We start from the raw sequence: 25,517 nt of genomic DNA, 5'->3' as shown, positions 1-25,517 counted from the left end.
GGGCGCGCTCAGCCCTGCCCGCTCCTGGGCACCGACGGCACCCGAGGCGCTGACGACACCGCCGGTACCGACGGCACCGGCGCGTCCGTCTGCCGCAGTTCGGCCAGCAGTTCGCTCTGCCCGGCCAGCAGCTCGGTGAGGATCCGGCGCGCCGCGCGCAGCAGTTCGGCGACGTCACCGCCGGCGAGGGCGTAGCGGACGGTGGAGCCCTCCCGGACCGAGACGACGATGCCGGACCTCCTGAGCACGGCCAACTGCTGGGAGAGGCTGGACGGTTCGATGTCGATGTCGGCGAGCAGGTCCCGCACCGGCACGGGCCCGTGCTGGAGCAGCTCCAGGACCCTGATGCGGACGGGGTGTCCCAGCATCCGGAAGAACTCCGCCTTGACCTGGTAGAGGGGGACTTGCATGGGTGCGCGCTCCCTGCCGCATCGGGGATGTTCTGCAAGGCGCGGCGGCGCCCCGAGGACGCGCCGCCGCACGATGTGCCGTTCCTCGCCACCGATCCTTCTCGCTCGCCGCGGCGCACGCCCATGGCTTGGGACCATGTTGATGTGGTGACTTGAAGAAGTCTTCACATCACGGGCATGCGTCGGCCGGTTCCGCGGACCGGTCATACCTCCAGCTGTTCCTCGATCCGCTTGAGCTGGTGGCGGGCCATCGCCAGGTTCGAGCGGGACTTGTCCAGGACGACGTACAGGAACAGGCCGTTGCCGCTGCGGCCGGTGACCAGCCGGATCAGGTGGTACTGGGTTTCGAGCGTGATCAGGATGTCCTCGATCTGGCCGCTCAGACCGAGCAGTTCCATCGTGCGCACCTTGGCGCGGATCACGTCCGTGTTGCCGGCCGCCGCGACGGTCAGGTCCAGGTCCTTCCCCCCGCCCAGTGTCCCCAGCGCCATGCCGCTGGAGTAGTCGACGAGGGCCGCTCCGACGGCCCCTTCGATGGCGGTCATGATGTCCTTCAGCGACACTTCCACGGTTGCCATGGACGTCTCCCTCTTCAGTCGAATCGTGGGTTGCGTCGGCCGGACGCGGCAGCACCCCTCGCTCTCGGCCGCGGTGGCACCGTAGGCAGGCGGCCCGCTCCCGGGGGCACGGGTTTCCGGGGATGACCGCCGATGATCGAACATCTGCGCCGTGTGGTCGCTCCGTCACCGGAACCGGTTCGAAAAGGTGCCGTGATCCTCCGCCGGACCGGTGCGCGCGACTCACGCATACGGGCGTGCCGCATGTGTCGACGACACCGTGCCGGCGCACATCCGTTCCCGTTGCGTACGCGAACGCGACGGTGTCCGGTTCTCGCCAGTGCGCGGTAAATGCGTGGACCGGTGAGCGTCACGGACGGGAGACTTCCGGCCTCCGAACCTCCGGGAGTGTGATGGGGACAACAGACACCAGCGGGCCGGCGCCGGGCAGGGGCGCGGTCGTCCTGGCACTGCGACGTTACGGCAGTGAACTCCTGCGCCTGCGCGCCCTCGCCCTGCCCGCCCTGCTGCTGCCGGCCGTGGGCAACATCGGCATCCGGTACGTGGCCCCCCTGCTGATCGCCAAACTGGCGGGCCAGGCCGCCGACGACGGGGGCCTCACCCTCGACTCGGCGCTGCCGTACGTGCTGGCCTTCGGTGCGGTGCTGCTGCTCGCCGAGGTGCTGTGGCGGATCGGGCTGCACTGCCTGAACCGTGTGGACGCCCTCGGCATGGAGCACCTGTACGTGAGCGGCATGGACGAACTCCTCGCCAAGGACGCGGCGTTCTTCCACGACAACTTCGCCGGCTCCCTGACCAAGCGGGTGCTCAGCTTCGGCAAGCGGTTCGAGGACTTCGTCGACACGCTGACGTACCGGATCGTGGGCAGTCTCGTGCCGCTGGCGTTCGGTGCCGTGGTGCTGTGGAGCTACGAACCGATGCTGGTCGCGGGCCTGTTGTTGATGATCGCGCTGACCGTGGTGGCCGCGACACCGCTGATCCGCCGCCGGCAGCGGCTCGTCGACCAGCGCGAGGCGGCGATCGCCCGCGTCTCCGGGCACGTCGCCGACAGCCTCACCAACATGGAGACCATCCGGGCGTTCGCGGCCGAGCGACGGGAGGCGGACGAACACCGCGACCGCGTCGCCGACTCCCGGCGCCTGATGCTGAGGTCCTGGGACTACGGCAACCTGCGCGTCGACGTCCTGATCGCCCCCATGTCCGTGCTGACCAACGTGCTGGGCCTGCTGGTCGCCGTCGCCTTCGGCGGCGCGGGCCAGGGTGTCGAGGAGATCGTCGTCGCCTTCACCTACTACTCCAACGCCACCCAGATCATGTTCGAGTTCAACCAGATCTACCGGCGTCTGGAGAGCTCGATGACCGAGGCCGCGCAGTTCACGGAGCTGCTCCTCGACCCACCCACCGTGCTCGACCCGGCGGAACCCGAACCGCTCGCGCCGCGCGACACCGGCGTCCGCTTCGAGGCCGTGACCTTCGCCCACGCGGGGGCGGAGCCCATCTTCCGGGGGCTCGACCTGGACGTGCCCGCGGGTGCCCGGGTCGGGCTGGTGGGCAGGTCCGGCGGCGGCAAGACCACGCTCACCCGGCTCCTGCTGCGGATGTCGGACATCGACGCGGGACGCATCCTCATCGGGGGGCAGGACATCAGTCGGCTGCGCCAGGGCGACCTGCGCTCCCTGATCGCCTACGTCCCGCAGGAACCCGCCATGTTCCACCGCAGCCTGCGAGACAACATCGCCTTCGCCCGGCCCGGCGCCACCGACGCGGAGATCCACGCGGCGGCCGCGGCCGCGCACGTCACGGAGTTCGCCGGCCAGCTCCCCGACGGCTTCGCCACCCTGGTGGGGGAGCGGGGCGTCAAGCTGTCGGGCGGTCAGCGCCAGCGCGTCGCCCTCGCCCGGGCGATCCTGCGCGACGCCCCGGTCCTGCTGCTCGACGAGGCGACGAGCGCCCTGGACTCGGAGAGCGAACTCCTCGTCCAGGACGCCCTGTGGCGGCTGATGGAGGGGCGCACCGCTCTCGTGGTCGCGCACCGGCTGAGCACCGTCGCCGGCATGGACCGCCTCGTCGTCCTCGACCGCGGACGCGTCGTCGAGCAGGGCAGCCACGGGGAACTCCTCGCGGCGGACGGCGCCTACGCCAAGCTGTGGCGGCACCAGTCGGGCGGCTTCCTCGGCGAGAGCACGGAGAGCACGGAGAGCACGGAGAGCACGGAGAGCACGGAGAGCATGGAGGACACGGAGAACAAGGAGGGCACGCAGGGCACGGAGAAGGCGGAGAACGCGGGGAGGGCCGGGAGCACCGAAGGGGCCGGGGTGGCGGCCGTGGACCCGGTCCCGCACGCCCGTACGAGCACGGGCCCCACATGAGCGAAGCGCTTTCCGGACAACCTCGACGGCGCGCACCCGACCCGCACCGCTCCCGCCACCGCCCCGTACAGTGCCTCCCGAAGATCCTTCCGAACTCGAGGTACTGAGCCGTGCATGCCGCCCGATCCACCCCGACCGCAGCCGTGACCGTCGTCGGGATCGGCGCCGACGGGTGGGAGGGCGTCCCGGACGCCTCGCGGGCCGCCCTGCTCGACGCGCAGGTCGTGATCGGCGGCCCGCGCCAGCTGGCGCTGCTGCCGCCCGGGTGCGGAGCGGAGCGGGTGACCTGGCCCTCGCCCCTGCGGCCCGCGGTCCCCGGGGTGCTCGCCGCGCACGCCGGCCGCCGCATCGCCGTGCTGGCCAGCGGCGACCCCATGTTCTACGGCATCGGGCGCGCGCTCACCGAGGTCCTCGGCCCCGGCTCGGTGCACGTGCTGCCGCACCCCTCGTCCGTCTCCCTGGCCTGCGCCCGCCTCGGCTGGCCGCTGGAGGACGTCGAGGTCGTCACGCTCGTGGGCCGTCCCACCGCCCGCCTCGCCGCCGCCCTGCACCACGGCCGGCGTCTGCTGGTGCTCAGCGCGGACGCCACCACCCCCGCCGACGTCGCCGCCCTGCTGCGCGACCGGGGCTTCGGGCCGAGCCGGATACGGGTCCTGGAGCAGCTCGGCGGCGCCGGGGAGCGGACGGCCGAGGCGGTCACCGCCGACGACTGGCCGGTGCCGTACCCGCCGGGCGACCCGCTCAACGTCGTCGCCGTCGACTGCCGCCGCGCACCCGGCGCCCTCCGCGTCGGCGCCGTGCCCGGGCTGCCGGACGCGGCGTACGAGCACGACGGACAGCTCACCAAGCGGCACGTCCGCGCCGCCACCCTCGGTGTGCTCGCCCCCGCCCCCGGCGAACTGCTGTGGGACGTCGGCGGGGGCTCCGGTTCCGTCGCCGTGGAGTGGATGCGCGCCCACCCGTCGTGCAGGGCGGTCTCCGTCGAACGCGACCCCGGGCGGGCGGCACGCATCACCCGCAACGCCGACCGGCTCGGTGTGCCGGGGCTGCGGGTGGTGACCGGCACCGCGCCCGGTGTCCTCGCCGGACTCGACCGGCCGGACGCCGTGTTCATCGGCGGCGGGCTCACCGAACCCGGACTGCTGGACGCCTGCTGGCAGGCGCTCCCCGCGGGCGGGCGGCTGGTCGCCAACACCGTGACCCTGGAGTCCGAGGCACTGCTGGCCGACGCCCACCGCCGGTACGGCGGTGAACTGGTGCGGCTGGCCGTGACGCACGCCGTGCCCGTCGGCGGCTTCACCGGGTGGCGGCAGGCGATGCCCGTGACCCAGTGGGCCGCCGAGAAGCCCTCCGCGCCGGCCTGATCAGGTGCCGGGCCCGGCACCGGGAGACCGCTGCTCAGGCCACCGCGCTGCGGCCCACCACCGCCCCCGCCCGGTCGATGCAGATCACGTCCACCGCGACGGGCGCCCCGCGCAGCACGGCCAGGGCCTCGTCGCGCGCCGCCACCGCGACCAGGTCGCCCAGCGGCACCCCCGCCGCCCGGCACAGCCGCAGCGCGGCGAGACCGGTCTCGGCCTCCGCGACCCGGGCGGCCAGCGCCTCGTCCGCGCCGCCGCGCCGTGCCAGTCCTGCGAGGAACCCCCGGTCGACCTGCGAGCGGGCCGAGTGCAGGTCGAGGTGGCCGGCCGCGAGCTTGGAGAGCTTGGCGAAACCCCCGCAGACGGTCAGGCGGTCCACGGGGTGACGGCGCACGTACTTCAGCACGGCGCCCGCGAAGTCACCCATGTCCAGCAGGGCGTCCTCGGGCAGACCGTACTCGGCGACGACCGTCCTCTCCGACGTCGAGCCGGTGCACCCGGCGACGTGCGTGCGGCCCGCCGCCCGCGCCACGTCCACCCCGCGCCGGATCGAGTCGATCCACGCCGAGCACGAGTAGGGCACGACGACCCCGGTGGTGCCGAGGATCGACAGACCGCCGAGGATGCCGAGCCGGGGGTTCCAGGTGGAGCGGGCGATCTCCTCGCCGTGGTCGACGCCGAGGGTGATCTCGACGTCCCCGGTGCCTCCGTACCGCTCGGCGACGCGGGCCACGTGGTCGCGCATCATCTGCCGCGGGACGGGATTGACGGCGGGTTCGCCCACCGGCAGCGGCAGACCGGGCCGGGTGACCGTACCCACCCCCGGCCCCGCCCTGAAGACGACTCCGCTCCCGGCCGGCAGCCGCCGCACCGTCGCCCGGACCAGCGCCCCGTGCGTGACGTCGGGATCGTCACCGGCGTCCTTCACGATGCCCGCCATGGCGTACGCGCCGGTCAGCTCCTCCACCGCGAGCGCGAACGACGGAGTCTGCCCCTTGGGCAGCGCGATGGTCACCGGATCGGGGAACCGGCCGGTCAGCAGCGCGGTGTACGCGGCTGTCGTGGCGGCGGTCGCGCAGGCGCCGGTGGTCCAGCCGGGCCGCAGACCGGTGTGCTTGAGTTGGGCGCTGCGACCGCCCTTGGCCTCGCTGCTCATGCCTCGCTCGGGAAGAGGGAACCGGATGAAGGGAACGGATCCGCCGTGCACGTGCTGATCCTGGGCGGGACGGCGGAAGCCCGCCGTCTCGCGGAACTGCTGGCCGCCGACGCCCTGCCGGGGCTGCGCGTGACGAACTCGCTGGCCGGCCGGGTGGCCGCGCCCCGGCTGCCGTCCGGCGAGGCGCGCGTGGGCGGCTTCGGGGGTGCCGACGGGCTCGCCGGCTGGCTGCGCGAGCACGGGGCGGACCTGCTCATCGACGCCACCCATCCCTTCGCCGGCACCATCAGCCACAACGCGGCGCGGGCCGCCGCCACCGCCCATGTTCCCCTGCTCGCGCTGCGCCGCCCCGGCTGGGTGCCCGTCGAGGGGGACCGCTGGCACGAGGCGGGCTCCCCGGAGGAGGCCGCGGCGCTGCTGCCCGGGCTGGGCCGGCGGGTGTTCCTGACCACCGGCAGGAAGGACCTCGCGGCCTTCGCGGAGCTGCGCGACCAGTGGTTCCTCGTACGGTCCGTGGACGCCCCCGCGGGCCCGCACCCGGCGCGCATGGAGACGCTGCTCGACCGCGGCCCGTTCACCCTCGACGGGGAACGGGAGGTGCTGCGCCGCCATCGCATCGACGTCCTCGTCACCAAGGACAGCGGAGGCGCGGCCACCGCGCCGAAGCTGACGGCCGCCCGCGAGGCGGGACTGCCGGTGGTCCTGGTGCGCCGGCCGCCGGTTCCCGCGGGGGTGCGCGCGGTGGCCGGGCCCGAGCAGGCGCTCCGGTGGGTGCGGGACGCGCACGCGCGGCGGCCGCTCCCGGACGGCGGCTGAACCGACGTCCCGCTCACGCCGCCGGACGACGGCGGGACGCTCCCGGCTCCCTCACCCCGTACGGCTCGCCGTTCACTCCTGCTCGCTCGCGATCGCGTTGACCGCGGCGGCGGCGATGGCGCTGCCGCCGCGGCGGCCCCGCACCACCAGGTGCTCCAGCCCGGACGGGTGCGCGGCCAGCGCGTCCTTCGACTCGGCGGCGCCGACGAAACCGACGGGAACGCCGATGACGGCCGCCGGACGGGGAGCCCCCTCCCCGATCATCTCCAGGAGACGGAAGAGCGCGGTGGGCGCGTTGCCGACGGCGACCACGGCACCGTCGAGACGGTCGCGCCACAGCTCCACCGCCGCGGCGCTGCGGGTGGTGCCCAGCTCGGCCGCCAGCTCCGGCACGGCCGGATCGGAGAGGGTGCACAGCACGTCGTTGCCGGCGGGCAGCCGCCCGCGGGTCACACCGCTGGCCACCATCTGCACGTCGCAGAGGACGGGCGCCCCGGCGTGCAGCGCCTCGCGGGCGCGGGCGACGACACCGGGGGAGAAGGACAGGTCGCGCACGAGGTCGACCATGCCGCAGGCGTGGATCATCCGGACCGCGACCCGGCTGACGTCGGCGGGCAGGCCCGCGAGGTCCGCCTCCGCGCGGATGGTGGCGAAGGACTGGCGGTAGATGGCCGCTCCGTCCTTCTCGTAGGCGTACGTCGTCACGGTGTTCTTCTCACTGCTCTCGGTCGTCGAACGGCTCGACGAGAGGCCGGGAGCCGCGGGCACGGCGGCGAGCATACCGCCCGGGGCGCGGACACCCCGGGGAAGGCGGACGCCGCATGCTGCCATCTCCCGGGGAGCCCTCCCCCCCCCGCACCACCGCGTCCCGCTCGGCGGGCACCCGGCCCCCGAGGGCGGGGACTGAACGACCGGCGCAGCCGAGTGCCGCGAGCGCCTCGTGGGGGAAGTCAGGTCGAAGTCCGGCGCTGACCCGCAACGGTGGGCGGATCCCCCGGGAGGGATCCGCGAACCCGATCACCCACGGTCGCGAAGCTCCCGACGATCGCCGTGGACGGCGCACCGCGCCCGGAGCCGCCCCCACGACCCCGCCAGGCGCACGGCCCGACGCGGGGGACGTCACCGCGGAACAGAAAGCGCGCCTTTCTCAAGTCCTACGAGCCGCTCGCGAACGTCTCCGCGGTCAGGAACGACCGGATCGTCGTCCTCGACCACGCCGACCTCGTGGAGAGCCCCCGCAACCCGGCGGCCGTCGAGTCCCTCGCGGCGCGGCTGCGGAACGCCGGCTCCTGAACCGGCGCAGCAGGACGGCACCGGCGACGAGGAGGAGCGCGAGCAGCCCCGCCCACCCGCCGGTGCCGGGCGGCCGCGTGCCCGGCCCCGCGCACGCGGTGCCGCCCGCGGACCGCCCTCCGGGGCGCGGGGGTGCGGTGGTCCCGTGCGACAGTTCCCCGACGATCCGCTGCCAGACACGGTCGGGCGGAGCGGCCGGCAGGTCCGCTCCCTCGGCGCCGCGCGCCGACCTCACCACGCGGGCCGTACGCCTCAGCTCCTCCCGGCAGCGCGGGCACACGGCGATGTGCCGCCAGGCGCCGGCGTCGTCCTCGTCACCGGTCGCATGACCGAGCGCCAGTTCCACCAAGTGCGCCGGATCCACATGGTCCACCGCGACCTCCGGGGTCTCGGGTGCCGTACCGCGGCGGGTACGGCCTGGTCGGACTCACCAACGGTGCCGTCAGCCGTTCACCGGCTCCGCGGTGACGACGAGGTTCGCCGTGTAGCCTCCCCGTTCGGGCTCGAACGGCGGGGCGCAGGTGATCAGCGTGAGGACCGGGGCGCCCGTCCGGCTGAAGACGGACGGCGGCAGCTCGTCCTTCGGGACGGTGGTGCGCGCGACGACGCGGTAGACCGCGGGATCCGCCCCCGCCCGCCGCACTTCGACGGTCTCGCCCCGGGACACCTCGCGGAGCGCGGCGAACTCGCCCAGGTCCCCCGTGTCGCTGTCGACGTGCCCCACGAGCACGGCCGATCCCTGGGGACTGCCGGGGGCCGGGCCGTAGCGGTACCAGCCGGCCACCGCGGGGTCGTCGGGGACGGTCATGTCGCCCCCCGGGTTCACACCGACGGCCTCGACCCGGGCGTCGAGACCGATGCCGGCCACCCGGACCCGCTCGGGCGGTGCCTCCCGCACCGGGTCGGTGCCCTGCCGCGCCGGACCGGGCGCGGTGGCGACCGCGGCCGTGCGCACCGGCGGCGCGGCGCCGAAGCCGGCCGCCGGGGCCGCTTCGGTCCCCGACGGCAGAAGGACGACGCCGAGGACGGCCGCCGTGGCGGTTGCCAGCGCGGCAGCCGCCACGGCCGGGCGCCGCACGGTGTCAGGCACGCCGGCCCGCGATCCGGCGGGCCACCAGGACGCCGGTCACGGCGACCGCTCCGGTCGCGGCGGTCCAGGCCAGCCACGCGTCGGAGTCGTTCGGCGCGACGGCCGCGCCGTTGCCGCCCGCGTGCACGCCCTTCGGGGTCGACTCCATGCCGCTGAACGTCTGGGTCGCCAGGGCCAGGTTCTTGTCGTCGGCGCTGCCCCAGGCGTACACGACGTTGCTCGTACCCTCCTGGAGGTCGAGGTCGGCCGGTCCGATGGCCACGGTGTCCGTCCCGGCGAGGACGACGTCCGCCTCGACCGTGCCCGCGTCGACCGGCGCGCTGTCCTGGTTCGGGTTGGTCAGGCCCGTGAAGACGGGCTGTCCACCGGCCCGTACGTCCACGGCGGGCGCCGCGGCGACATGGCGGACCGTCAGCCGCGACTTGCCGGCGTCGACCTTGGACACGTCGTTGGTGAAGGCCGTCAGCCGGGGCTGGCCGTCGGCGGAGAGGTGGGCGGCGATCGTGGCGTTGCCGCCCTCGGGCACCTTCACCTCCTTCTCGAGGGCGGGCGTGCCGTCGGGGCTCTGGCCCGCCTCGAAGATCTGGATGTCGTAGGTCCCGGCGTCGAGGGACTGCGGGTCGGTCACCGTGCCCGGCTTGAAGTCGCTGAGCAGCTCGTCGCCGTTGGCGTAGACGTCGACCGTCATCCCGGGGATGCCGTGGAAGACGGACACCATGGCCGTCTCCTGAGCGGCGCCGGGGGCCGCCACGGCGGGTGCTGCCACTCCGAGGGCGAGCGCGCAGGCACCGGCCGAGGCGGCGATGACGAGGGGGGTCCGGGAGGTCATGGGGATCATCCCTTTCGAAGGAGTCTTCGCACGCTGCGGAGTCTCGGTCCTGTTTCCTGGCCGGCGGGTGCGGCGGATGCGCCCGGGGCACGAATTCCTCGGCTTCCCCGGCATGGTCACGCGGCCGCGTCCGTCGCCCGGCCCTGTTCGATCACCCGGCGCAGCCGGTGCAGACCGCGGCGGGCGTGACTCTTGACGGTTCCCAGCGGTACGCCGGTGCGCTCCGCGATCTGGGCCTGGGTCAGGTCCTCGTAGAACGCCATGCACAGCACCTCGCGCTGGGCGTGCGGCAGCCGGGACAGGGCCTGGACGACCAGCACCCGGTCCAGCACCTCGTCGGGTGCCCCCGGGGCCGGTCCGGCGGGTGCGGTGCCCTGGGCGGCCGAGTCGGCGAGGGAGAGGCGCCTGGTCCGGGCCGCCAGCGCGTCGACGATCTTGCGGCGGGTGATGCCGACCAGCCAGGCGCCGAGCGGGCCCCGCTCGGGGCGGAACCCGTGCCGTCCGCGCCAGGCGCCGATGAAGACCTGCTGGGTCACGTCGTCCGCCTCGTGGGCGTCACCGAGGGACCGGGCGGCCATGGTGTGCACGAGTGAGCCCCAGCGCCGGTAGATCGCGGCGAACGCCTCCTCGTCGGCGGCGACGAGTCCCCGGGCCAGTTCCTCCTCGTACCGGGTCTCCTCCACGGGTGGGACAAGGGCGGTGGTGGGTCGCGTATGGGTGCTCATGGCCTGACTCCTCCTGCCGAGGGCGTGCGTCCAGTGTTGGACGCACAAACGACGCAGACAACATGCGTCGTTTGTGCGTCGTACAGTGGGGTCATGAGCGAGATGACGGAGAGCACCGGGCTCCAGGACGGCGGGGACACCCCGCCGGGCGGCGGGCTGACCACCGGGGAGGTCGCCAGGCGCCTGGGCGTGGCCCCCACCACGGTCCGCACGTGGGACCGCCGCTACGGGCTGGGCCCCGACGCGCACACCGGCGGCCGGCACCGGCGCTGGACCGCGGCGGACGTGGCGCGCCTGGAGCGGATGTGCGCGCTGACGGCGACCGGGCTCCCGCCGGCCGAGGCCGCGCGCCTGGCCCGCAGCGAGGAGCCGGCCGGGGCGGCACCGGACCGTCCGCGGGCCGTCACGCCACGGCGTCCGCCGGCCCGCAGCCGGGCGGGCAGCGGGCTCCGGCTCGGTGACGCGCGCCAGGAGTGCAAGGGCATCGCCCGCGCGGCCCTGCGGCTCGACGCCGCCGCACTGGACCGGCTGCTGCTCGACGCGATCACCGAACACGGGCTGGTCGCCGCCTGGACCGAGGTGATCGTGCCCACGCTGCAGGCCGTCGGCCGCAAGTGGGAGACGTCGGGCGAGAAGTACGTCGAGGTCGAGCACTTCCTGTCCTGGCACGTCTCCGGCGCGCTGCGCCGCGTCGCGCCCGACACGGTCGCCGACCGCCCCGGCGCCACCACGGTGCTCGCCTGCGTACCGGGGGAGACGCACACGCTCGCGCTGGAGGTGCTGTCCGCCGCACTGACGGAACGGGGCATCCCGGTACGGATGTTCGGTGGGGCCCTGCCGGTCGAGTCGCTCGTCGCGGCGGTGCGCAGGACCGGACCGGCCGCCGTGGGGCTGTGGGCCCAGTCCCGCACCACCGCCAGCGGGCCGCTGGCCCAGCACGTGGCGGGCATGGAGTGGGGGGTGCGCGGGGCCCGTCGCAAACCGGTCGTCCTCACCCTCGGCCCGGGCTGGGCGGGGCGGGCGGTGGCCGGCGTGGCGCGCCCCGCGGGTCTCGCCGAGGCCGTCACCGCCCTGGAGTCGGTCGTCGCCCGGTGAGACGCCGTCGTCCGGGGCACCCGGTCGTGGTGCCTGGCATCGGACCGGGGAACGTGGTCCGCTGGGCCGGCGGTCCCCGTCCGCGGTCCGCCGCCGAAGGAGGAGCAGCATGACCCACGCACACCGCCGGACACCGGACGCCGTCGTGGTCGGCGCGGGCCTGGCCGGCCTGGCCTGTGCGCTGGACCTGTGCCGCGCCGGACTGCGGGTGACCCTGCTGGAGGGATCCGACCGGCCGGGCGGCCGGATGCGCACCGACCGGCGGGACGGGTTCCTGCTGGACCGCGGCTTCCAGGTCTTCAACACCGCCTATCCGCAGGTGAAACGGCGCCTGGACCTGAGAAGCCTGCGTCTGCGGCCGTTCACCGCCGGCGTGGTCGCCCACACGCCGGGCGGGCCGCTGCGCCTCGCCGACCCGACCCGGAGTCCCGGCGCGGCACGCGCGCTGCTGCCGGGGAAGGGGCTGACGGCCCGTGACCTGGCCGCGCTGGCCGTGCTCACCGCCCGTGACGTGGTGCCGCCCGCGGACGTTCTGAAACGCCGCGCCGACGGCCCGACGTCCGCGGCCCTGTCCCGTGCCCTCCTGTCGGACGAGGTGATCGAGCGGGTCCTGCGGCCGTTCCTGTCCGGGGTCTTCCTCGAGGACCGTCTGGAGACGTCCGCGCGCTTCTTCCACCTGGTGTGGCGGACCATGGCCCGCGGAACCCTGTGCCTGCCCGCCGCGGGCATCGGCGCGGTCCCCGCCCGCATCGCCGGCGACCTGCCCGACGGCGTCCTGCGGCCGGAGACGCCCGTCGCCGAAGTCACCGACGCGGGAGTGCTGCTGGGGGACGGCAGCGAGCTGGCGGCCGGCGCCGTGGTGGTCGCCACGGACGCGGCGACCGCGGGCCGCCTGCTGCCGGGCCTGCCCGTCCCGGACGGACGCACCGTCACCACCTACCACCACGCGACGGACCGCACCCCGCTGGCGGAGCCGACCCTGATGACGGACAGCACCCGGGCGGTCCTGAACACCTGTGTGCTCAGCGAGGTCGCCCCCACCTACGCGCCGCGCGGCACCGCTCTGGTGTCCACCTCGGTCCTGGGCGAGGACCTGCCCGGCACGGCGGACCGGGTGCGCCGCCGGCTGGCCGACCTGTACGGCACCGACACGAGCGGCTGGAGCCAGGTCGCCGCGCACACCGTCGAGGGCGCGCTCCCGGCGATGCTCCCGCCCTGGCCGCTGAGCCGCACCACCCGCTTCGGCCCCGGCCGGTACGTGTGCGGGGACCACAGGGCGACCGGATCGGTGCAGGGCGCCCTGGCGTCGGGCACCCGCGCCGCACGGGAGGTCCTCGCCGACCTGGGACGGCCGGGAGCACAGCACGGCACCGGTCACCGCGCCGCGCATCCATGACGGGCCGTCGGCCCGAAGCAGTGACGACCCGAAGTGCCCCGTCGACCCCTCCCCGGAGTGCAGCGTGGAAGTGAGCGGCCCTGAGCGCCGAGCGGCGGACCCGGAGCCGGAGCCGGAGCCGGCGACCGAGGAGTCCGACGTGGTCGTCCTCGGCGGCGGCGCGGCAGGCCTGAGCCTCGCGCACCGGCTGACCGGGACGGACGCGCTCACCGTGACCGTGGTCGAGCCGCCGGACGGACCGCTGCGCCCCGCCGAACGGACCTGGTGCTACTGGGACCGGGGCGGCGGGGACCTCGACGAGGTCGTCTGCGCCTCCTGGCCCGTGCTGCGCGTCCACGGTGCCGACGGCCGGGCGGTCACCGTCGACCCCGCCCCGTTCACCTACCGCATGGTGCGCTCCACCGCGTTCGAAGGGCACGTCCACGCGCTGCTGGACCGTTCCCCGGGCGGCCGTCTCCTGCGGGCGACGGCGGACTCGGTGGACGACGTGCCCGGGGGCGCGGTGGTCCGGTGCACGCTGCCCACGGGCCGGCCGCTGCACCTGCGCGCCCGGCACGTGTTCGACTCGCGGCCGCCGCGCGGCCTGCCACCGGCCCGCACCCAGCTGCTCCAGCACTTCCGCGGCTGGTTCGTGCGCACCGACACCGAACGGTTCGATCCCCGGGTCGCCGACCTGATGGACTTCCGGGTGCCCCAGCCCGCGCACGGGCTCGCCTTCGGCTACGTCCTGCCGCTGGCCCCGGACCGGGCGCTGGTGGAGTACACCGAGTTCTCGCGCACCGTCCTGACCACCGACGCCTACGAGGCGGCGCTCGGCCACTACTGCCGCGACGTCCTCGGGCTCGGCGCGCTCACCGTGGAACGGACGGAGCAGGGCGTCATCCCCATGACCGACGCCCGCTTCCCGCGCCGGGCGGGGAAGGCCGTCTTCCGCATCGGGACCGCGGGCGGCGCGACCCGTCCGTCCACCGGCTACACCTTCGCCGCGGTGCAGCGGCAGAGCCGGGCCGTCGCCGCCGCCCTGCGCGAGGGGCGCGGGGCGCTTCCCGCCCCCCACGGGCGGCGGGCCCTGGCCATGGACGCGGTCCTGCTGCGCGCCCTGGACACCGGGCGGATCGACGGACCGGACTTCTTCACCGGCCTGTTCCGCCGCGTCCCGCCCCGGCGTCTGCTGCGCTTCCTCGACGGCACCACCACACCGCTGGAGGAGTGGGGCATCGGACTGCGCACGCCCATGCTGCCCATGCTCCGCACGGCGGTCGAAGTCCCCTTCCTGCCCCGCCGCTCCCGGCCCCCCGCTCGAAACGGAGAGAACCACCGATGACCCTCCCCCGCGCCCACGCCCCCCGCACCGGCGGCCCTCCGGGCCCGGCCCGCCCCTCCCGGCCGGCCGGTCCGCACGGCCCCGGCCCCGGGCGCGCCGCCGGGGCCGGACCGCGTCCCGCGGCCGTGCCCCGGACCCGCGTCACGGCCGTGGACGCCCCGGTGGGCACGCGGCGCCCCGCACGCCCTGGACCGGACCCGTCGCCCGTGCCCCTTCCGGACCCGTCGCCCGTGACCCTTCCGGGCCCGGCCGCCGTCGCCGGACGGCAGCCGGGGGCCGTCCGCGCCGCCCACGGCCCCTCCCTCACCGCCGAGGGGTACGGCCGGTGAGCACCCGTGGCGGCGGAGCCGCGCGGCGGGGCCGCGACCGCAGGGCCGAGATCCTCCCACCCCCGCCCGGCGGGCCCCGGTTCCGGCGCGGCGAGGAACCGTCCGTCGGCGTGGTCGGTGGCGGCATCGCCGGTCTGGCCGCGGCCACCCTGCTGGCCGAGCGCGGCGCCCGCGTCACCCTCTACGAGCGGGAGGAGTCCCTCGGCGGCCGGCTCGCCGGCCACCCCACCCGGCTCACGGACGGCTCGCCGGTCACCATGACCCGCGGCTTCCACGCCTTCTTCCGGCAGTACTACAACCTCCGCGGCCTGCTCCGCCGCACCGACCCCGCCCTCGCCCGGCTCACCGCGATGCCCGACTACCCCCTGCGGCACAGCGGGGGCCTGACCGACAGCTTCGCCCGCGTCCCGCGGACCCCGCCGTTCAGCGCCCTCGGATTCGTCGCCCTGAGCCCCACCTTCGGCTGGCGGGACCTCGCTGCCCTGGACGCCCGGGCGGCGCTGCCGCTCCTCGACGTGCGCGTGCCCGAGGTGTACGAACGCTTCGACGACGTCTCCGCCACCGACTTCCTGGAGCGGGTGCGCTTCCCCGAAGCCGCGCACCACCTCGCCTTCGAGGTGTTCTCGCGCAGCTTCTTCGCCGACCCGCGCGAACTGTCCGCCGCCGAACTGCTGCTGATGTTCCACATCTACTTCCTCGGATCGTCCGAGGGACTGCTCTTCGACGTACCGGACGAGCCCTTCCCCCAGGCGCTCTGGGAGCCGCTCGGCGACTACCTCCGGCGTCTCGGCGCCGACGTCCGCACCGGGACGGAGATCCGGGAGATCACCCCGCTGGACGGCGGGGGAGCGGAGGTGCGCACCGGGGCGGGCGCCGACCGCCACCAGGCGGTGGTGCTCGCCGCCGACACCGGGGGGCTGCGCCGGATCGTCGACGCCTCACCCGCCCTGGGCACCTCCGCCTGGCGCGAGGACGTCGCGGCCCTGCGCACCGCCCCGCCGTTCCTCGTCTCCCGGCTCTGGCTGGACCGCCCGGTCCGCTCCGACCGCCACGGCTTCCTCGGCACCAGCGGCTACGACGGCCTGGACAACATCAGCGTCCTGGAGCGGTACGAGGGCGAGGCCGCGCGCTGGGCGGCCCGCACCGGCGGCTCGGTGGTGGAGCTGCACGCCTACGCCGTGGATCCCGGGGCGGAACGCAAGCGGGTGCAGGACATGCTCGTCGACCGGCTGCACCGGATCTACCCGGAGACCGTGGACGCGCGGGTGGTCGACGCACGGCACGAGTGGCGCGCGGACTGCCCGCTCTTCCCGGTCGGGTCGCACGCCCGGCGCCCCACCGTGCGCACTCCGCACCCGTGGCTGGTCCTGGCCGGTGACGCGATCCGCTGCGACCTGCCGGTCGCCCTCATGGAACGGGCCGCCACCACCGGCTTCCTCGCGGCCAACGCCCTCCTCGGCGACCGGGGCGTACGGGGACAGGTGCTGTGGACCGTGCCGCGGGCCGGCCGTTCGCCGGTGCTCCGCGCGCTCGGGGCGCTCGCCGGTGACCGTTCTCCCCGCTGACCGGCCCGCTGACCGGCGGCGGCCCGGCCGCACCCCACCGGGTGCCGCCGGGCCGCGGGTCCCGGGCCGCGCGGATCAGCCGGGGAAGCGTCCGGTGCTGCGCAGCTCCCAGCGGCGCTCGGCGTAGGCCAGGTCGTCGCGCCACAGGCGCCCGGCCGTCCGGCGCATCAGCGGGCGCAGCGCGGGGGCAGCGAACCGGGCCAGGGCGAAGCCGCGCCGGCCGGAGGCGGCGACGACCGCCTCGACCACGGCAGTCCTCGGCCGTTCCGCGCCCGCACCGGTCAACGGCGTCGCGTGGGTCTCCACCACCGACGTCTCCCCCTCGCCGTCGGTGATGCGCATGACGACCGTGCGCGGCTCCGGCGCGGTGAACTCGGCCCGCACCGGCACCACGAGACGCCCGGCCACCCGGAAGGAGACGTCGACGACGAAGGCGTCGTCCTCCTCCCCCTCGGGTTCGCGCGCCACCGTCAGGTCGACGAACGAGTAGGGGTGGAACCACGAGCCGTGCCACGGATCGAGCCGGTTGGCCACCACGTCCTGCGGCTCACACCGCCCCACCCCGGTGTACACGGCGTCCACCCCGCTGCCCGCCGCGGGCCGCGGGGGCACCACGGGACTCCTGGTGGGTTCCTCGCCGCCCACCTCGTCCAGCCGTACCCAGACCAGCACGCCGTCGTCGTGCACCGGGAACGGCTGCCATCCGGCGTACGGCGAGCCGTCCAGGGCCAGTCCGTGCCAGTGGCAGACCAGCGTGCCGCACACCACCCGGCTGTCCCGCAGGGGAGCGCCGAGATGCGGGCACACGCCCGGTCCCGCGCGCAGCTCACCGGTGTCGGAGCGCCACAGCACGACCTCCGTGCCCCCGACCGTCCTGCCGTACGGGCCCCCCGCGGCGCGGATGCCGCGGGACGCGCCGACCACGAACCAGTTGCCCGACGGGCGGGCGGACGCGCGCTTGAGCGCCTCCGCGATCAGCGCCGGCCGGGCCTGGCGCCAGGTCGGCGTCTGCGTCGCCCAGTCCGGGCCGGAACGCCGGCGCCGCAACGGCGGGGTCCAGCGGGCCCCGCCCCGTCGCCCGCTCATCGCACCGTCCCCTTCCGCGGCACCACGGGCCCGGGCGCCGCCGCCGTCCGGCGCGGGGCGCGGGCGTCCCACCGGGCGGCGGCCACACCCAGCGCACCGGCCGCCGCCGTCGCCGCCCGGCGCCGGCGGGACACCACCGCGCGGCGGTGCAGCACGGTGTAGTCCTGCGCCGCGACCGCGTCGAGGATGCCGCCGTACAGGGTGAACGCGGTGCGGATGCAGGGACGTACCCGCGGATCGAGCATGGCGATGCCCGGCTCCGCCTCCCGGTACACCTCCCTCGTCATGGCGTCCGCCGCGACGAAGGCCGCGCGGATCCGGGGGTCGTGGCGCCCGGTGCGCCGGCTCCACTCCAGGAGCGGCCGGTCCACGCCGTGGGCGGCGAGCAGGTCCCCGGGCAGGTAGACACGGCCGCGGTCGAGGTCCTCGCCCACGTCCCGCAGGAAGTTGGTGAGCTGGAAGGCCACACCGAGGGCCGCCGCGTGCGGCGCCGCCTCCTCCCGGGGCACGACCGTGCCCAGCACGGGCAGCATCTGCAGGCCGATCACCTCGGCCGAACCGCGCACATAGCCCAGCAGGTCGGCGTAGGTGGGGTAGTCGGTGACGGTCAGGTCGGCCCGCATCGACGCCAGGAAGTCGGCGAACAGCTCGTGCTCGATGTCGTACCGGCGGGCGGTGTCGGCCACGGCCCGGACCACCGGCTCGTCCCCGCCGCCGGTCCGCAGCCCGTCGGCCAGGTCCTGCTCCAGACGGCGCAGCAGCCGGTCGCGTTCGTCGGGCGTGCGGTGCCGGTCGAGGTCGTCCACGATGTCGTCGGCCCAGCGGGCGAAACCGTACAGGGCGTGCACGGCCGAGCGGTGCTCCAGCGGCAGCAGACGGGTGGCGAGGAAGTAGGTCCTGCCGTGGCGGGCGTTGAGCCGCCGGCACCGGCTGTAGGCGGCGCGCAGCGCGGGATCGCCGATCCCGGCCGCGTCCAGTTCACGACGCGTCATCGGCACCTGCCGGAGTAGGGGTGGTGGTGGAGGGCGCGGGCACGGTGGTCAGGGGGGTGCGCGCGGGTGCGGGGCGCCGGGCGGCACCCCCGGTGACACGGTCGGCGGCGAGTTTGCCGCTGATGAGCACGGTGGGCACGCCGACGCCCGGGGTGGTCCCGCAGCCCGCCAGGACCACGTTCTCCACCTCCCGCACGAGGTTGCGCGGCCGGAAGGGGCCGGTCTGGGCGAAGGTGTGGGCGACCGAGAAGGGACTGCCCGCCGCGTGCCCCTGCGCCGTCCAGTCGAGCGGGGTCACCAGCAGTTCCTCCCGCACGCTGTCCCCGAACCCCGTCAGGCCCCGGCGCTCCATTTCACCGACCAGGCTGTCCCGGTAGCGGGGGCCGAGATCCCGCCAGGCCGCGGCGCCGGGCCCGACCGCCGTGTTCGGACAGGGGGCGAGCACGTAGTGGAGGTGGCCGCCGGGCGGTGCCAGGCCGGGGTCGTGCGTGGTCGGACGGGTGATCAGCAGCGACGGGTCGCTCATCAGCTCGCCCGTGCGGGTCAGTTCGTCGAAGGTGCGCTCCCAGGAGGCGCCGAAGGACAGGGTGTGGTGCGCCAGCTGGGGCCAGGTCCGGTCGGTCCCGGCGTGCAGGATCACCGCGGACGGCGAGTGGCGCAGCGGTGCCGGACGCCTGGGCCGGCGTCCCAGCAGCCGGTACGCGGTGGGCAGTTCGCAGGTCAGCACCACCGCGTCACACGGGATCCGCTCGCCGGAGGCCAGCCGGACGGCCCGCACCCGGCCCGCCGACCGCTCCAGCGTGCTCACCTCGTCCCCCCAGCGCAGGTCGGCGCCGGCGTCGGCCGCCGCGTCGGCCATCGCCCGGGGGAGTGCGTGCATGCCGCCCTTCGGGAACCAGACGCCGGCCACGGTGTCCATGTACGCGATGACCGCGTACGCCGCGAGCGCCTGGGCCGGCGCGACCCCGGCGTACAGGGCCTGGAAGGTGAAGACACGGCGCAGGCGGTCGTCGGAGAGGAAGCGGCCGATGCGGCCGTCCAGCCGCCCGAACCCGCCCAGCGCCGCCAGACGGGCCAGGTCCGGGTGCAGCAGCTGGAAGGGACTGTCGAAGTTCGTGTCGATGAAACGGCCCATCTGCGCCCGGTACAGACGCTCCAGCCACTGCCGCAGGTCGCGGTATCCGGCCGCCTCCGCCGGTCCGGCGAAACGCCGTACCTCCGCCTCCATCGCCTCGCCGTCGGTGTGCACGTCGAGGGAGGAGCCGTCCGCGAAGGACGCCCGGTAGGCCGGGTGCAGTGCCGTCAGTTCGACACGGCGGTACAGGCTGTCGCCGACCGCCGCGAACGCCTCGTCGGCCAGGTGCGGCATGGTCAGCACCGTGGGCCCGGTGTCCACCTGGTAGCCGCCCAGCCGCACGCGGCCGGCCCGGCCGCCCGGCCCGTCGTCCCGCTCGACGACCGTGACCCTGCGGCCCGCGCCCAGCAGGTGCAGGGCCGAGGCCAGCCCGGACAGACCGGCACCCACCACGACCACGTGGTCGGTGGGCCCCGGCACCCGCCTCACGCGACCCCCTCGGCACGGCGCGGAGCCGCGTCCGAGGCGCGTGCGACCAGCGCGGCGAACTCCTGCCGGACGGCGGGAGCGGCTCCCGTGCGCTCGAAGTGCCGCACACTCAGGTCCGTCAGCTCCACGATCTTCGCCTCCACCACCTCCCGGGCACCGGTGCGCTCCAGCGCCGCCCGCATCCGCTCGACCGCCCGGTCCGAGCGCGGGTCGGCGTCCGGGGCGAGCGTGGCGGCGGCGTGGTGGTCCCCGGCGGCGTCGGCGAGGCGCAGGGCGACGGCCAGGAGGTAGGTGAGCTTGCGCGCACGCAGGTCGTCGTCGGCGGGCTTGCCGGTCAGCGCCGGGTCGCCGAAGGCGCCGAGGAGGTCGTCGCGGAGCTGGAAGGCCAGGCCGGCGTTCCGGCCGGCCGCCCGCAGCGCGTCCAGGGTCCCCTCGCCGGCCCCGGCCAGCGACCCGCCGAGGGCGAGGGGCCGGGCGACGGTGTACAGGGCGCTCTTCAGGGTGGCGATGTCCAGGGCCTCGTCGACGTGCGACGAACGGGTGGCCTGGGCGTGCAGGTCGCGGTACTGCCCGGCGACCATCTCGGTGCGCATCGCCCGCCACTCCTCGTGCAGACGCCGGCCGTGCGGGCTGCCGAGCGCGGTCTCCGTCAGCAGGTCGTCCGCCCACGCCAGGGCGAGGTCACCGGCGAGCACCGCGGAGGAGGAGCCGAACCGCTCCGCGGAGCCGTGCATGCCCGCCGCCCAGTGACCGCGGGCCATGTCCACGTGCAGCGCCGGGCCTCCCCGGCGCCGCAGTGATCCGTCCATCACGTCGTCGTGCACGAGGGCGCACACCTGGAGCAGTTCGAGGGCGGCCCCGGTGCGCAGTACGGCGGTGGCGTCGCCCGTGCCGCCGGCCGCGCGCCAGCCGCAGAACGCGAAGGCGGTGCGCAGCCGCTTCCCGCCCCGCGTGACCAGCGCGCCCACGCGGTCGGCGAGGTCCCGGGCGAAGACCGCGTCGACGGCCCGGGAGTCGCGCAGCCGCGTCTCCAGGACCTGTTCGAGGACGGCGGCGGCACCGGCGGCGGCGTCGGACGCGGTGAGGGGGTCGTCGGCCGGTTCGTCGGGTAGGGCGACGATCGGCGGCAGTCCAAGCATGCGCGGCCCCTTCTCACAATCGGTTATCTGCACACCAGTGCTTCCGCCGAGTGCCCTGTTGCGGATGCGCTGATGTCTGCCCGGAACGGCGGGGCTTCCGGACCGACTCACCCCAGCGGCCCAGCGATGCCCCTTTGGTGATGATATGTCACCCTTCCGTCATCGGTGTGCGCGCCGGGCTCCCTCAGTCACGGCCGCGGGCCCGCTTGAAGCGCGCGAGCCCGTCGGCGAGGTCGATCAGCGGGTCGGGGTAGCCGAGCGCGTCGCGCTGCTCCGCCGGGAGCCGCCAGGGCTCGTGCACCGCCGTGCCCTCCACCGGTCCGAGCTCGGGCACCCAGCGGCGCACGTAGGCGCCGTCCGGATCGAACCGCTTCGCCTGGACGAGGGGGTTGAGCACCCGGTGCGGACGGGTGTCGGTGCCGGTGCCGGCCACCCACTGCCAGTTGAGCTGGTTGTTGACGACGTCGCCGTCCACGAGCAGGTCCAGGAAGTGCCGGGCGCCGATCCGCCAGTCGACGTAGAGCGTCTTGGTCAGGAAGCTCGCCACCAGCAGCCGCGCCCGGTTGTGCATCCAGCCCTCGTGCCGCAGCTGGCGCATGGCGGCGTCGACGATCGGATACCCCGTACGTCCCTCCCGCCAGGCGGCGATGTCGTCGGCGGCGTCCTCCTCGTCGCGCCAGCGGTCGTGGCGCGTGCGGTAGTCCGCCACGGACGCCCGGGGCCGCGCCGCCAGCACCTGGTGGTGGAAGTCCCGCCAGCACAGCTGGCGCACGAAGGCCTCCGCGCCCGGCCCGCCCCGCCGGCGGGCACGGTGGACGAGTTCCACCGGCGACAGGGCCCCGAAGTGGAGGTACGGCGACAGCCGGGAGGTCCCGTCACCGGCCAGGTCGTCGTGCCGGTCCCCGTACGAGGCGAGTCCCGCCTCCAGCCAGCGCGAGAACCGCTCCCGTCCCGCCGTCTCCCCTCCCTCCGGGAGGCCCCGGGACGTGCCGGACACGTCCTCGCGTCCGGGCAGCGGCCGGCCGCGCACCCCCTCGGGGACGGGCACGGCGCGGGGCGCCGGGAGGGGCGATCTGAGCGGCTCGCGGTCCCAGCGGCGGAAGTAGGGGGTGAACACCGCGAAGTGGTCGGAGCCGGCGGGTGTCACCGCGCCGGGGGCGACGGCGGTGATCACCGCCTCGTGCGCGTGCAGGGCCACGCCGCCGTCGCCGAGCCGTTCCCGCAGCCGCTCCTCGCGGTGCCGCGCGTAGGCCGTGACGCCCGCCGCCATGTGCACCTCGGTGGCCCCGCACTCGGCCGCGACCGCGCGGACCTCCCGGGCGACCGGCCCCGAGCGCACGACCAGCCGGCCGCCGCGGCGGCGCAGCGACGCGTCGAGGTCCCGCAGGCAGTCGGCGAGGAAGGCGCGCCGGTTGGGAGCGTCGAAACCGGCCGCCCGGATCCCGGGGTCCAGCACGAACAGCGGCACCACCGCGTCCGCCGACCGCAGCGCGGCACGCAGCGGCGGGTGGTCGTGCAGACGCAGGTCCGAGGTGAACAGGACGACCGCGACGGTCATGGCGTCACTCCTGGTGCGGCGGTGCGGTGGCGCGGGAACGGGGGGCCCGGCGGGAGGTACTTCGCCGGCCGGCGGCGCCGCGGATGCGTCCGGCGGGCCGCTCACCCTTACGGGCGGTCAGTCCCTTCGCGGCGGCCTGGGTGATGTTGCGGGCCATCCCGCCGAAGACGACCGCGTGGAAGGGGGAGACGGACCACCAGTAGGCGTGGCCGAGCAGCCCGCGCGGGTGGAACAGGGCGCGCTGCCGGTAGCGGGTGCGGCCCCGGTCGTCCGTCTCGACGTACATCTCCAGCCAGGCCAGTCCCGGCAGCCGCATCTCCGCCCGCAGCCGCAGCAGGCGGACCGGTTCGATCTCCTCGACGCGCCAGAAGTCCAGGGAGTCGCCGACGCGCAGACGCTCCGCGTCACGCCGTCCGCGGCGCAGGCCGACGCCGCCGACGAAGCGGTCCAGCCAGCCGCGCACCGCCCAGGCCAGCGGGAAGGAGTACCAGCCGTTGTCGCCGCCGATCCCCTCGATCACCTTCCACAGGGCCTGCGGGGACGCGTCGACGGGGAGTTCCCGCTCGTCCTGGTAGAGACTGCCGCCGGCCCAGTCGGGGTCGGTGGGCAGGGGGTCGCTGGGAGCCCCGGGGACGGAGGCGTTGGACCAGCGGGTGGCGACCTCCGCCTCCCGCACCTTGCGCAGGGCCAGCGCCAGGGCCTCGTCGAACGGCAGGGGATGGCCCGGCGGGTCGGGGACGTACCGGGCGATGTCGTGCTCGTGGCAGACCACCTCGTGGCGCAGGGACTCCGTCAGCGGACGGGCCAGGGAGGCCGGTACCGGGGTCACCAGGCCGACCCAGTGACTGGACAGCCGCGGCGTGAGGACCGGGACCGGCACGATGACCCGCCGCTTCAGGCCGGCCACGGCGGCGTAGCGGCGCATCATGCCCTCGTAGGTGAGGACGTCGGGGCCGCCGATGTCGAAGGCCCGGTCGACGTCGTCCGGCATGGTGGCGGAGCCGACCAGGTAGCGCAGCACGTCGCGGACCCCGATGGGCTGGGTGCGCGTCTGCACCCAGCTGGGTGTCACCATGACCGGCAGCCGCTCGGTCAGGTAGCGCAGCATCTCGAAGGAGGCCGAGCCGGAGCCGATGACGACCGCGGCCCGCAGCACGGTCGCGGGCACCGGGGACTCCAGGAAGACGCGGCCGACCTCGGCGCGGGAGCGCAGGTGGGGGGAGAGGGCGCTCTCGGGGACGTCCCGCGGGGTGAGACCGCCCAGGTAGACGATCCTGCGGACGCCCGCCGCGTGCGCCTGCCGGGCGAAGATCCGTGCCGCACGGCGATCGGTCTCCTCGAAGTCCGTACCGCTGCCCAGGGCGTGGACCAGGTAGTAGGCGACGTCGACCCCGCGCATGGCCTCGGCGACCGACTCCGCGTCGGTCACGTCACCCCGTACGCTCTCGGCCCGCGACGCCCAGGGCTGGTCGCGCAGTTTGGCGGGGGAGCGGACCAGACACCGCACCCGGTGACCGGCCTCCAGCAGCTCCGGCACCAGACGCCCGCCGATGTACCCGGACGCACCGGTCACCAGACACAGCGTCCCTTCCGTGTCCCGCTCTCCGCTCGTTCCCACGGTCTTTCCCTCCGGCTCGTTCCACGGCCCCGGGCCGCGGCGCGACGGTCACTCGGACGGCGGGGCCCGCCGGCGCGGGTACCCGCCCGATGCGGTCGTCCCTGCTTCGTGCGGGCGCCCGCACGGCGGGGTCGTCCCTGCTTCCCGCCGTGCGCCCGCGGCGGATGCACGACACGCGCGGGCGGCCGTTCAGCCGCGGGACGCGTCGGTGCCGGCCTCCTGGTCGGCCCGGCCGCCCGCGCCCAGCAGCCCGGTCGCCGAGAACGGCTCCTCGGCGGCGAGCCGCGGCAGCTCGCGCCGCGACAGCGACGTGACGACCGCCGGCATCGCGCCCCGCACGAACTGGGTGGCGCGCAGCCACCCGGGCACGTAGACGGCCGGACGGCGTCGTTCGACGGCGTGGACCAGCCGGTCCGCCACATACGCGGCGGGGTACATCTTCCGCGCGGGCGGCGGCATGTGCCCGCGCAGTTCCCGCAGCACGGGGTGCCGGTCGGCGTCGCGCACCATGTCGGTGTCCGTCCAGTTGATGTAGGCGATGCCCACCCCCACGTGCCGGTGGGCGACCTCCGCCTGCAGCGCGTGGGCGAACGACTCGACCCCCGCCTTCGACGCGCAGTAGGCGCTCATCATCGGCGCCGCACCGATCGAGGCCAGCGACGCCACCTGGAGGAAGTAGCCCCGGGTGTCGAACAGGCCGGGCAGGAACGTCCGCGCGGTGACCGCGCTGCCGATGAGGTTCACCTCCACCACGCGCCGCCAGACGGCGGGGTCCGACTCGGCGAAGGGGCCGCCCTCCGCCAGTCCGGCGTTGGCGACCACCACCGAGGCCGGTCCGAGCCGCTCGCGGATGCCGGAGGCGGCCCGGCTCATGCCCCGGTCGTCGGTGACGTCGACCTCCCAGCACACGGAGCGTCCCGCCGGCAGCGAGTCCCTGACCGCCGCCAGGGTCCGCTCCTCGCGGCCCAGCAGCGCCACGTGCGCGCCCCGTTCGACCAGGACGCGGGCCATGGCCGCGCCGAGGCCGCGTGCGGCTCCGGTCACCACGGCGACGCGGCCGTGCAAGGGACTACGGGCGACCGGCATGGGCGGTTCCTTTCCGCGGTGGCGCCTGCCCGGCCCACGCTAGACGCGGCCCGGCCCAGGGGCATGTCAGCGGCTGCCCGCCCCCCCGGGCGCCGGCGGCGGCCGTCGCACCGCTGCCGGCCCGGCATCCCGGCGCGG

The 25,517-nt window shown here is 75.5% G+C and carries 21 protein-coding genes and 1 pseudogene; 8 read left to right on the top strand and 14 right to left on the bottom strand.

What is annotated here, in order from left to right; translation table 11 throughout:
* Nucleotides 1-8 precede the first annotated feature (8 nt).
* Together IE118_RS11490 and IE118_RS11485 are read right to left on the bottom strand one after the other, a co-directional pair.
* Entirely contained in the window at nucleotides 9-410 is a 402-nt protein-coding gene (locus IE118_RS11490; protein ID WP_189557689.1) for an ArsR/SmtB family transcription factor, read from the bottom strand.
* Between the two features lie 203 nt (nucleotides 411-613).
* Nucleotides 614-988: a roadblock/LC7 domain-containing protein gene (locus tag IE118_RS11485; RefSeq protein WP_189557688.1), complete on the bottom strand. Its 375-nt coding sequence runs from the start codon at nucleotides 986-988 to the stop codon at nucleotides 614-616.
* Between the two features lie 392 nt (nucleotides 989-1,380).
* Here IE118_RS11485 and IE118_RS11480 point away from each other — a divergent pair, with 392 nt between their 5' ends.
* Together IE118_RS11480 and cbiE are read left to right on the top strand one after the other, a co-directional pair.
* A complete protein-coding gene (locus IE118_RS11480) occupies nucleotides 1,381-3,357 on the top strand; it encodes an ABC transporter ATP-binding protein (RefSeq protein WP_229846775.1) in 1,977 nt (658 codons plus the stop codon).
* Between the two features lie 143 nt (nucleotides 3,358-3,500).
* Nucleotides 3,501-4,721: a precorrin-6y C5,15-methyltransferase (decarboxylating) subunit CbiE gene (gene cbiE, locus IE118_RS11475; protein ID WP_189558145.1), complete on the top strand. Its 1,221-nt coding sequence runs from the start codon at nucleotides 3,501-3,503 to the stop codon at nucleotides 4,719-4,721.
* Nucleotides 4,722-4,755: 34 nt separating this feature from the next.
* Here cbiE and IE118_RS11470 read toward each other — a convergent pair whose 3' ends face one another.
* On the bottom strand, nucleotides 4,756-5,874 hold the full coding sequence (locus tag IE118_RS11470; RefSeq protein WP_189557687.1) for a cobalt-precorrin-5B (C(1))-methyltransferase: 1,119 nt from the start codon (nucleotides 5,872-5,874) through the stop codon (nucleotides 4,756-4,758).
* A 45-nt stretch (nucleotides 5,875-5,919) separates the two neighbouring features.
* On the opposite strand from IE118_RS11470, the gene IE118_RS11465 reads away from it, so the two are divergent.
* Nucleotides 5,920-6,690: a cobalt-precorrin-6A reductase gene (locus IE118_RS11465; RefSeq protein WP_189557686.1), complete on the top strand. Its 771-nt coding sequence runs from the start codon at nucleotides 5,920-5,922 to the stop codon at nucleotides 6,688-6,690.
* 72 nt (nucleotides 6,691-6,762) lie between these two features.
* On the opposite strand, the gene IE118_RS11460 is transcribed toward IE118_RS11465, so the two are convergent.
* Nucleotides 6,763-7,395 carry a precorrin-8X methylmutase gene (locus IE118_RS11460; RefSeq protein WP_189558144.1) on the bottom strand — a complete coding sequence of 211 codons (633 nt, stop codon included), beginning with the start codon at nucleotides 7,393-7,395 and terminating at the stop codon, nucleotides 6,763-6,765.
* Nucleotides 7,396-7,824: 429 nt separating this feature from the next.
* Here IE118_RS11460 and IE118_RS11455 point away from each other — a divergent pair.
* Nucleotides 7,825-7,983: pseudogene (locus tag IE118_RS11455) on the top strand (ABC transporter substrate-binding protein); the annotation flags it as partial.
* 442 nt (nucleotides 7,984-8,425) lie between these two features.
* Here IE118_RS11455 and IE118_RS11450 read toward each other — a convergent pair.
* The 3 genes from IE118_RS11450 to IE118_RS11440 all read right to left on the bottom strand — a co-directional run bounded on the left by IE118_RS11450 (nucleotide 8,426) and on the right by IE118_RS11440 (nucleotide 10,627).
* Nucleotides 8,426-9,073 carry a class F sortase gene (locus IE118_RS11450; RefSeq protein ID WP_229846774.1) on the bottom strand — a complete coding sequence of 216 codons (648 nt, stop codon included), beginning with the start codon at nucleotides 9,071-9,073 and terminating at the stop codon, nucleotides 8,426-8,428.
* A complete protein-coding gene (locus IE118_RS11445; protein WP_189557685.1) occupies nucleotides 9,066-9,902 on the bottom strand; it encodes a DUF4397 domain-containing protein in 837 nt (278 codons plus the stop codon). The genes IE118_RS11450 and IE118_RS11445 overlap by 8 nt, the downstream gene beginning before the upstream one ends.
* Before the next feature lie 116 nt (nucleotides 9,903-10,018).
* A complete protein-coding gene (locus IE118_RS11440) occupies nucleotides 10,019-10,627 on the bottom strand; it encodes an RNA polymerase sigma factor (protein ID WP_189557684.1) in 609 nt (202 codons plus the stop codon).
* Between the two features lie 93 nt (nucleotides 10,628-10,720).
* On the opposite strand from IE118_RS11440, the gene IE118_RS11435 reads away from it, so the two are divergent.
* The 4 genes from IE118_RS11435 to IE118_RS11420 all read left to right on the top strand — a co-directional run bounded on the left by IE118_RS11435 (nucleotide 10,721) and on the right by IE118_RS11420 (nucleotide 16,336).
* Complete coding sequence (locus tag IE118_RS11435) at nucleotides 10,721-11,722, top strand: MerR family transcriptional regulator (protein WP_229846773.1); 1,002 nt, start codon at nucleotides 10,721-10,723, stop codon at nucleotides 11,720-11,722.
* A gap of 109 nt (nucleotides 11,723-11,831) precedes the next feature.
* Nucleotides 11,832-13,118, top strand: coding sequence for an NAD(P)/FAD-dependent oxidoreductase (locus IE118_RS11430; RefSeq protein WP_189557683.1), 1,287 nt, complete (start codon nucleotides 11,832-11,834; stop codon nucleotides 13,116-13,118).
* A gap of 139 nt (nucleotides 13,119-13,257) precedes the next feature.
* The gene (locus IE118_RS11425; protein WP_189558141.1) at nucleotides 13,258-14,442 is read left to right on the top strand and encodes a lycopene cyclase family protein; all 1,185 of its coding nucleotides are present in this window, start codon (nucleotides 13,258-13,260) and stop codon (nucleotides 14,440-14,442) included.
* A gap of 325 nt (nucleotides 14,443-14,767) precedes the next feature.
* Nucleotides 14,768-16,336 (top strand): FAD-dependent oxidoreductase, encoded by a 1,569-nt coding sequence (locus IE118_RS11420; RefSeq protein WP_189557682.1) that lies wholly within the window; start codon nucleotides 14,768-14,770, stop codon nucleotides 16,334-16,336.
* A gap of 75 nt (nucleotides 16,337-16,411) precedes the next feature.
* Here the strand turns inward: IE118_RS11420 and IE118_RS11415 are convergent, their stop codons facing one another.
* The 7 genes from IE118_RS11415 to IE118_RS11385 form a co-directional block, all read right to left on the bottom strand.
* Nucleotides 16,412-17,422: a DUF5914 domain-containing protein gene (locus IE118_RS11415; RefSeq protein WP_189557681.1), complete on the bottom strand. Its 1,011-nt coding sequence runs from the start codon at nucleotides 17,420-17,422 to the stop codon at nucleotides 16,412-16,414.
* Entirely contained in the window at nucleotides 17,419-18,414 is a 996-nt protein-coding gene (locus IE118_RS11410; protein ID WP_189557680.1) for a phytoene/squalene synthase family protein, read from the bottom strand. Before IE118_RS11410 ends, IE118_RS11415 begins: the two co-directional genes overlap by 4 nt.
* Entirely contained in the window at nucleotides 18,401-19,978 is a 1,578-nt protein-coding gene (crtI, locus tag IE118_RS11405) for a phytoene desaturase family protein (protein WP_189557679.1), read from the bottom strand. Before crtI ends, IE118_RS11410 begins: the two co-directional genes overlap by 14 nt.
* Nucleotides 19,975-21,117 carry a polyprenyl synthetase family protein gene (locus IE118_RS11400; protein WP_189557678.1) on the bottom strand — a complete coding sequence of 381 codons (1,143 nt, stop codon included), beginning with the start codon at nucleotides 21,115-21,117 and terminating at the stop codon, nucleotides 19,975-19,977. Before IE118_RS11400 ends, crtI begins: the two co-directional genes overlap by 4 nt.
* Before the next feature lie 184 nt (nucleotides 21,118-21,301).
* On the bottom strand, nucleotides 21,302-22,675 hold the full coding sequence (locus IE118_RS11395) for a cryptochrome/photolyase family protein (protein WP_189557677.1): 1,374 nt from the start codon (nucleotides 22,673-22,675) through the stop codon (nucleotides 21,302-21,304).
* Between the two features lie 4 nt (nucleotides 22,676-22,679).
* On the bottom strand, nucleotides 22,680-24,293 hold the full coding sequence (locus IE118_RS11390) for an SDR family oxidoreductase (protein ID WP_229846772.1): 1,614 nt from the start codon (nucleotides 24,291-24,293) through the stop codon (nucleotides 22,680-22,682).
* 189 nt (nucleotides 24,294-24,482) lie between these two features.
* Nucleotides 24,483-25,379, bottom strand: a complete 897-nt coding sequence (locus IE118_RS11385; protein WP_189557676.1) for an SDR family oxidoreductase — start codon at nucleotides 25,377-25,379, stop codon at nucleotides 24,483-24,485.
* Between the last annotated feature and the right edge of the window lie 138 nt (nucleotides 25,380-25,517).

This window comes from Streptomyces pilosus (assembly GCF_014649835.1).
GTDB classification, from domain to species: domain Bacteria; phylum Actinomycetota; class Actinomycetes; order Streptomycetales; family Streptomycetaceae; genus Streptomyces; species Streptomyces pilosus.
Note: the sequence above shows the minus strand (reverse complement) of the source record. Positions and strands in the feature narration are given on the sequence as shown.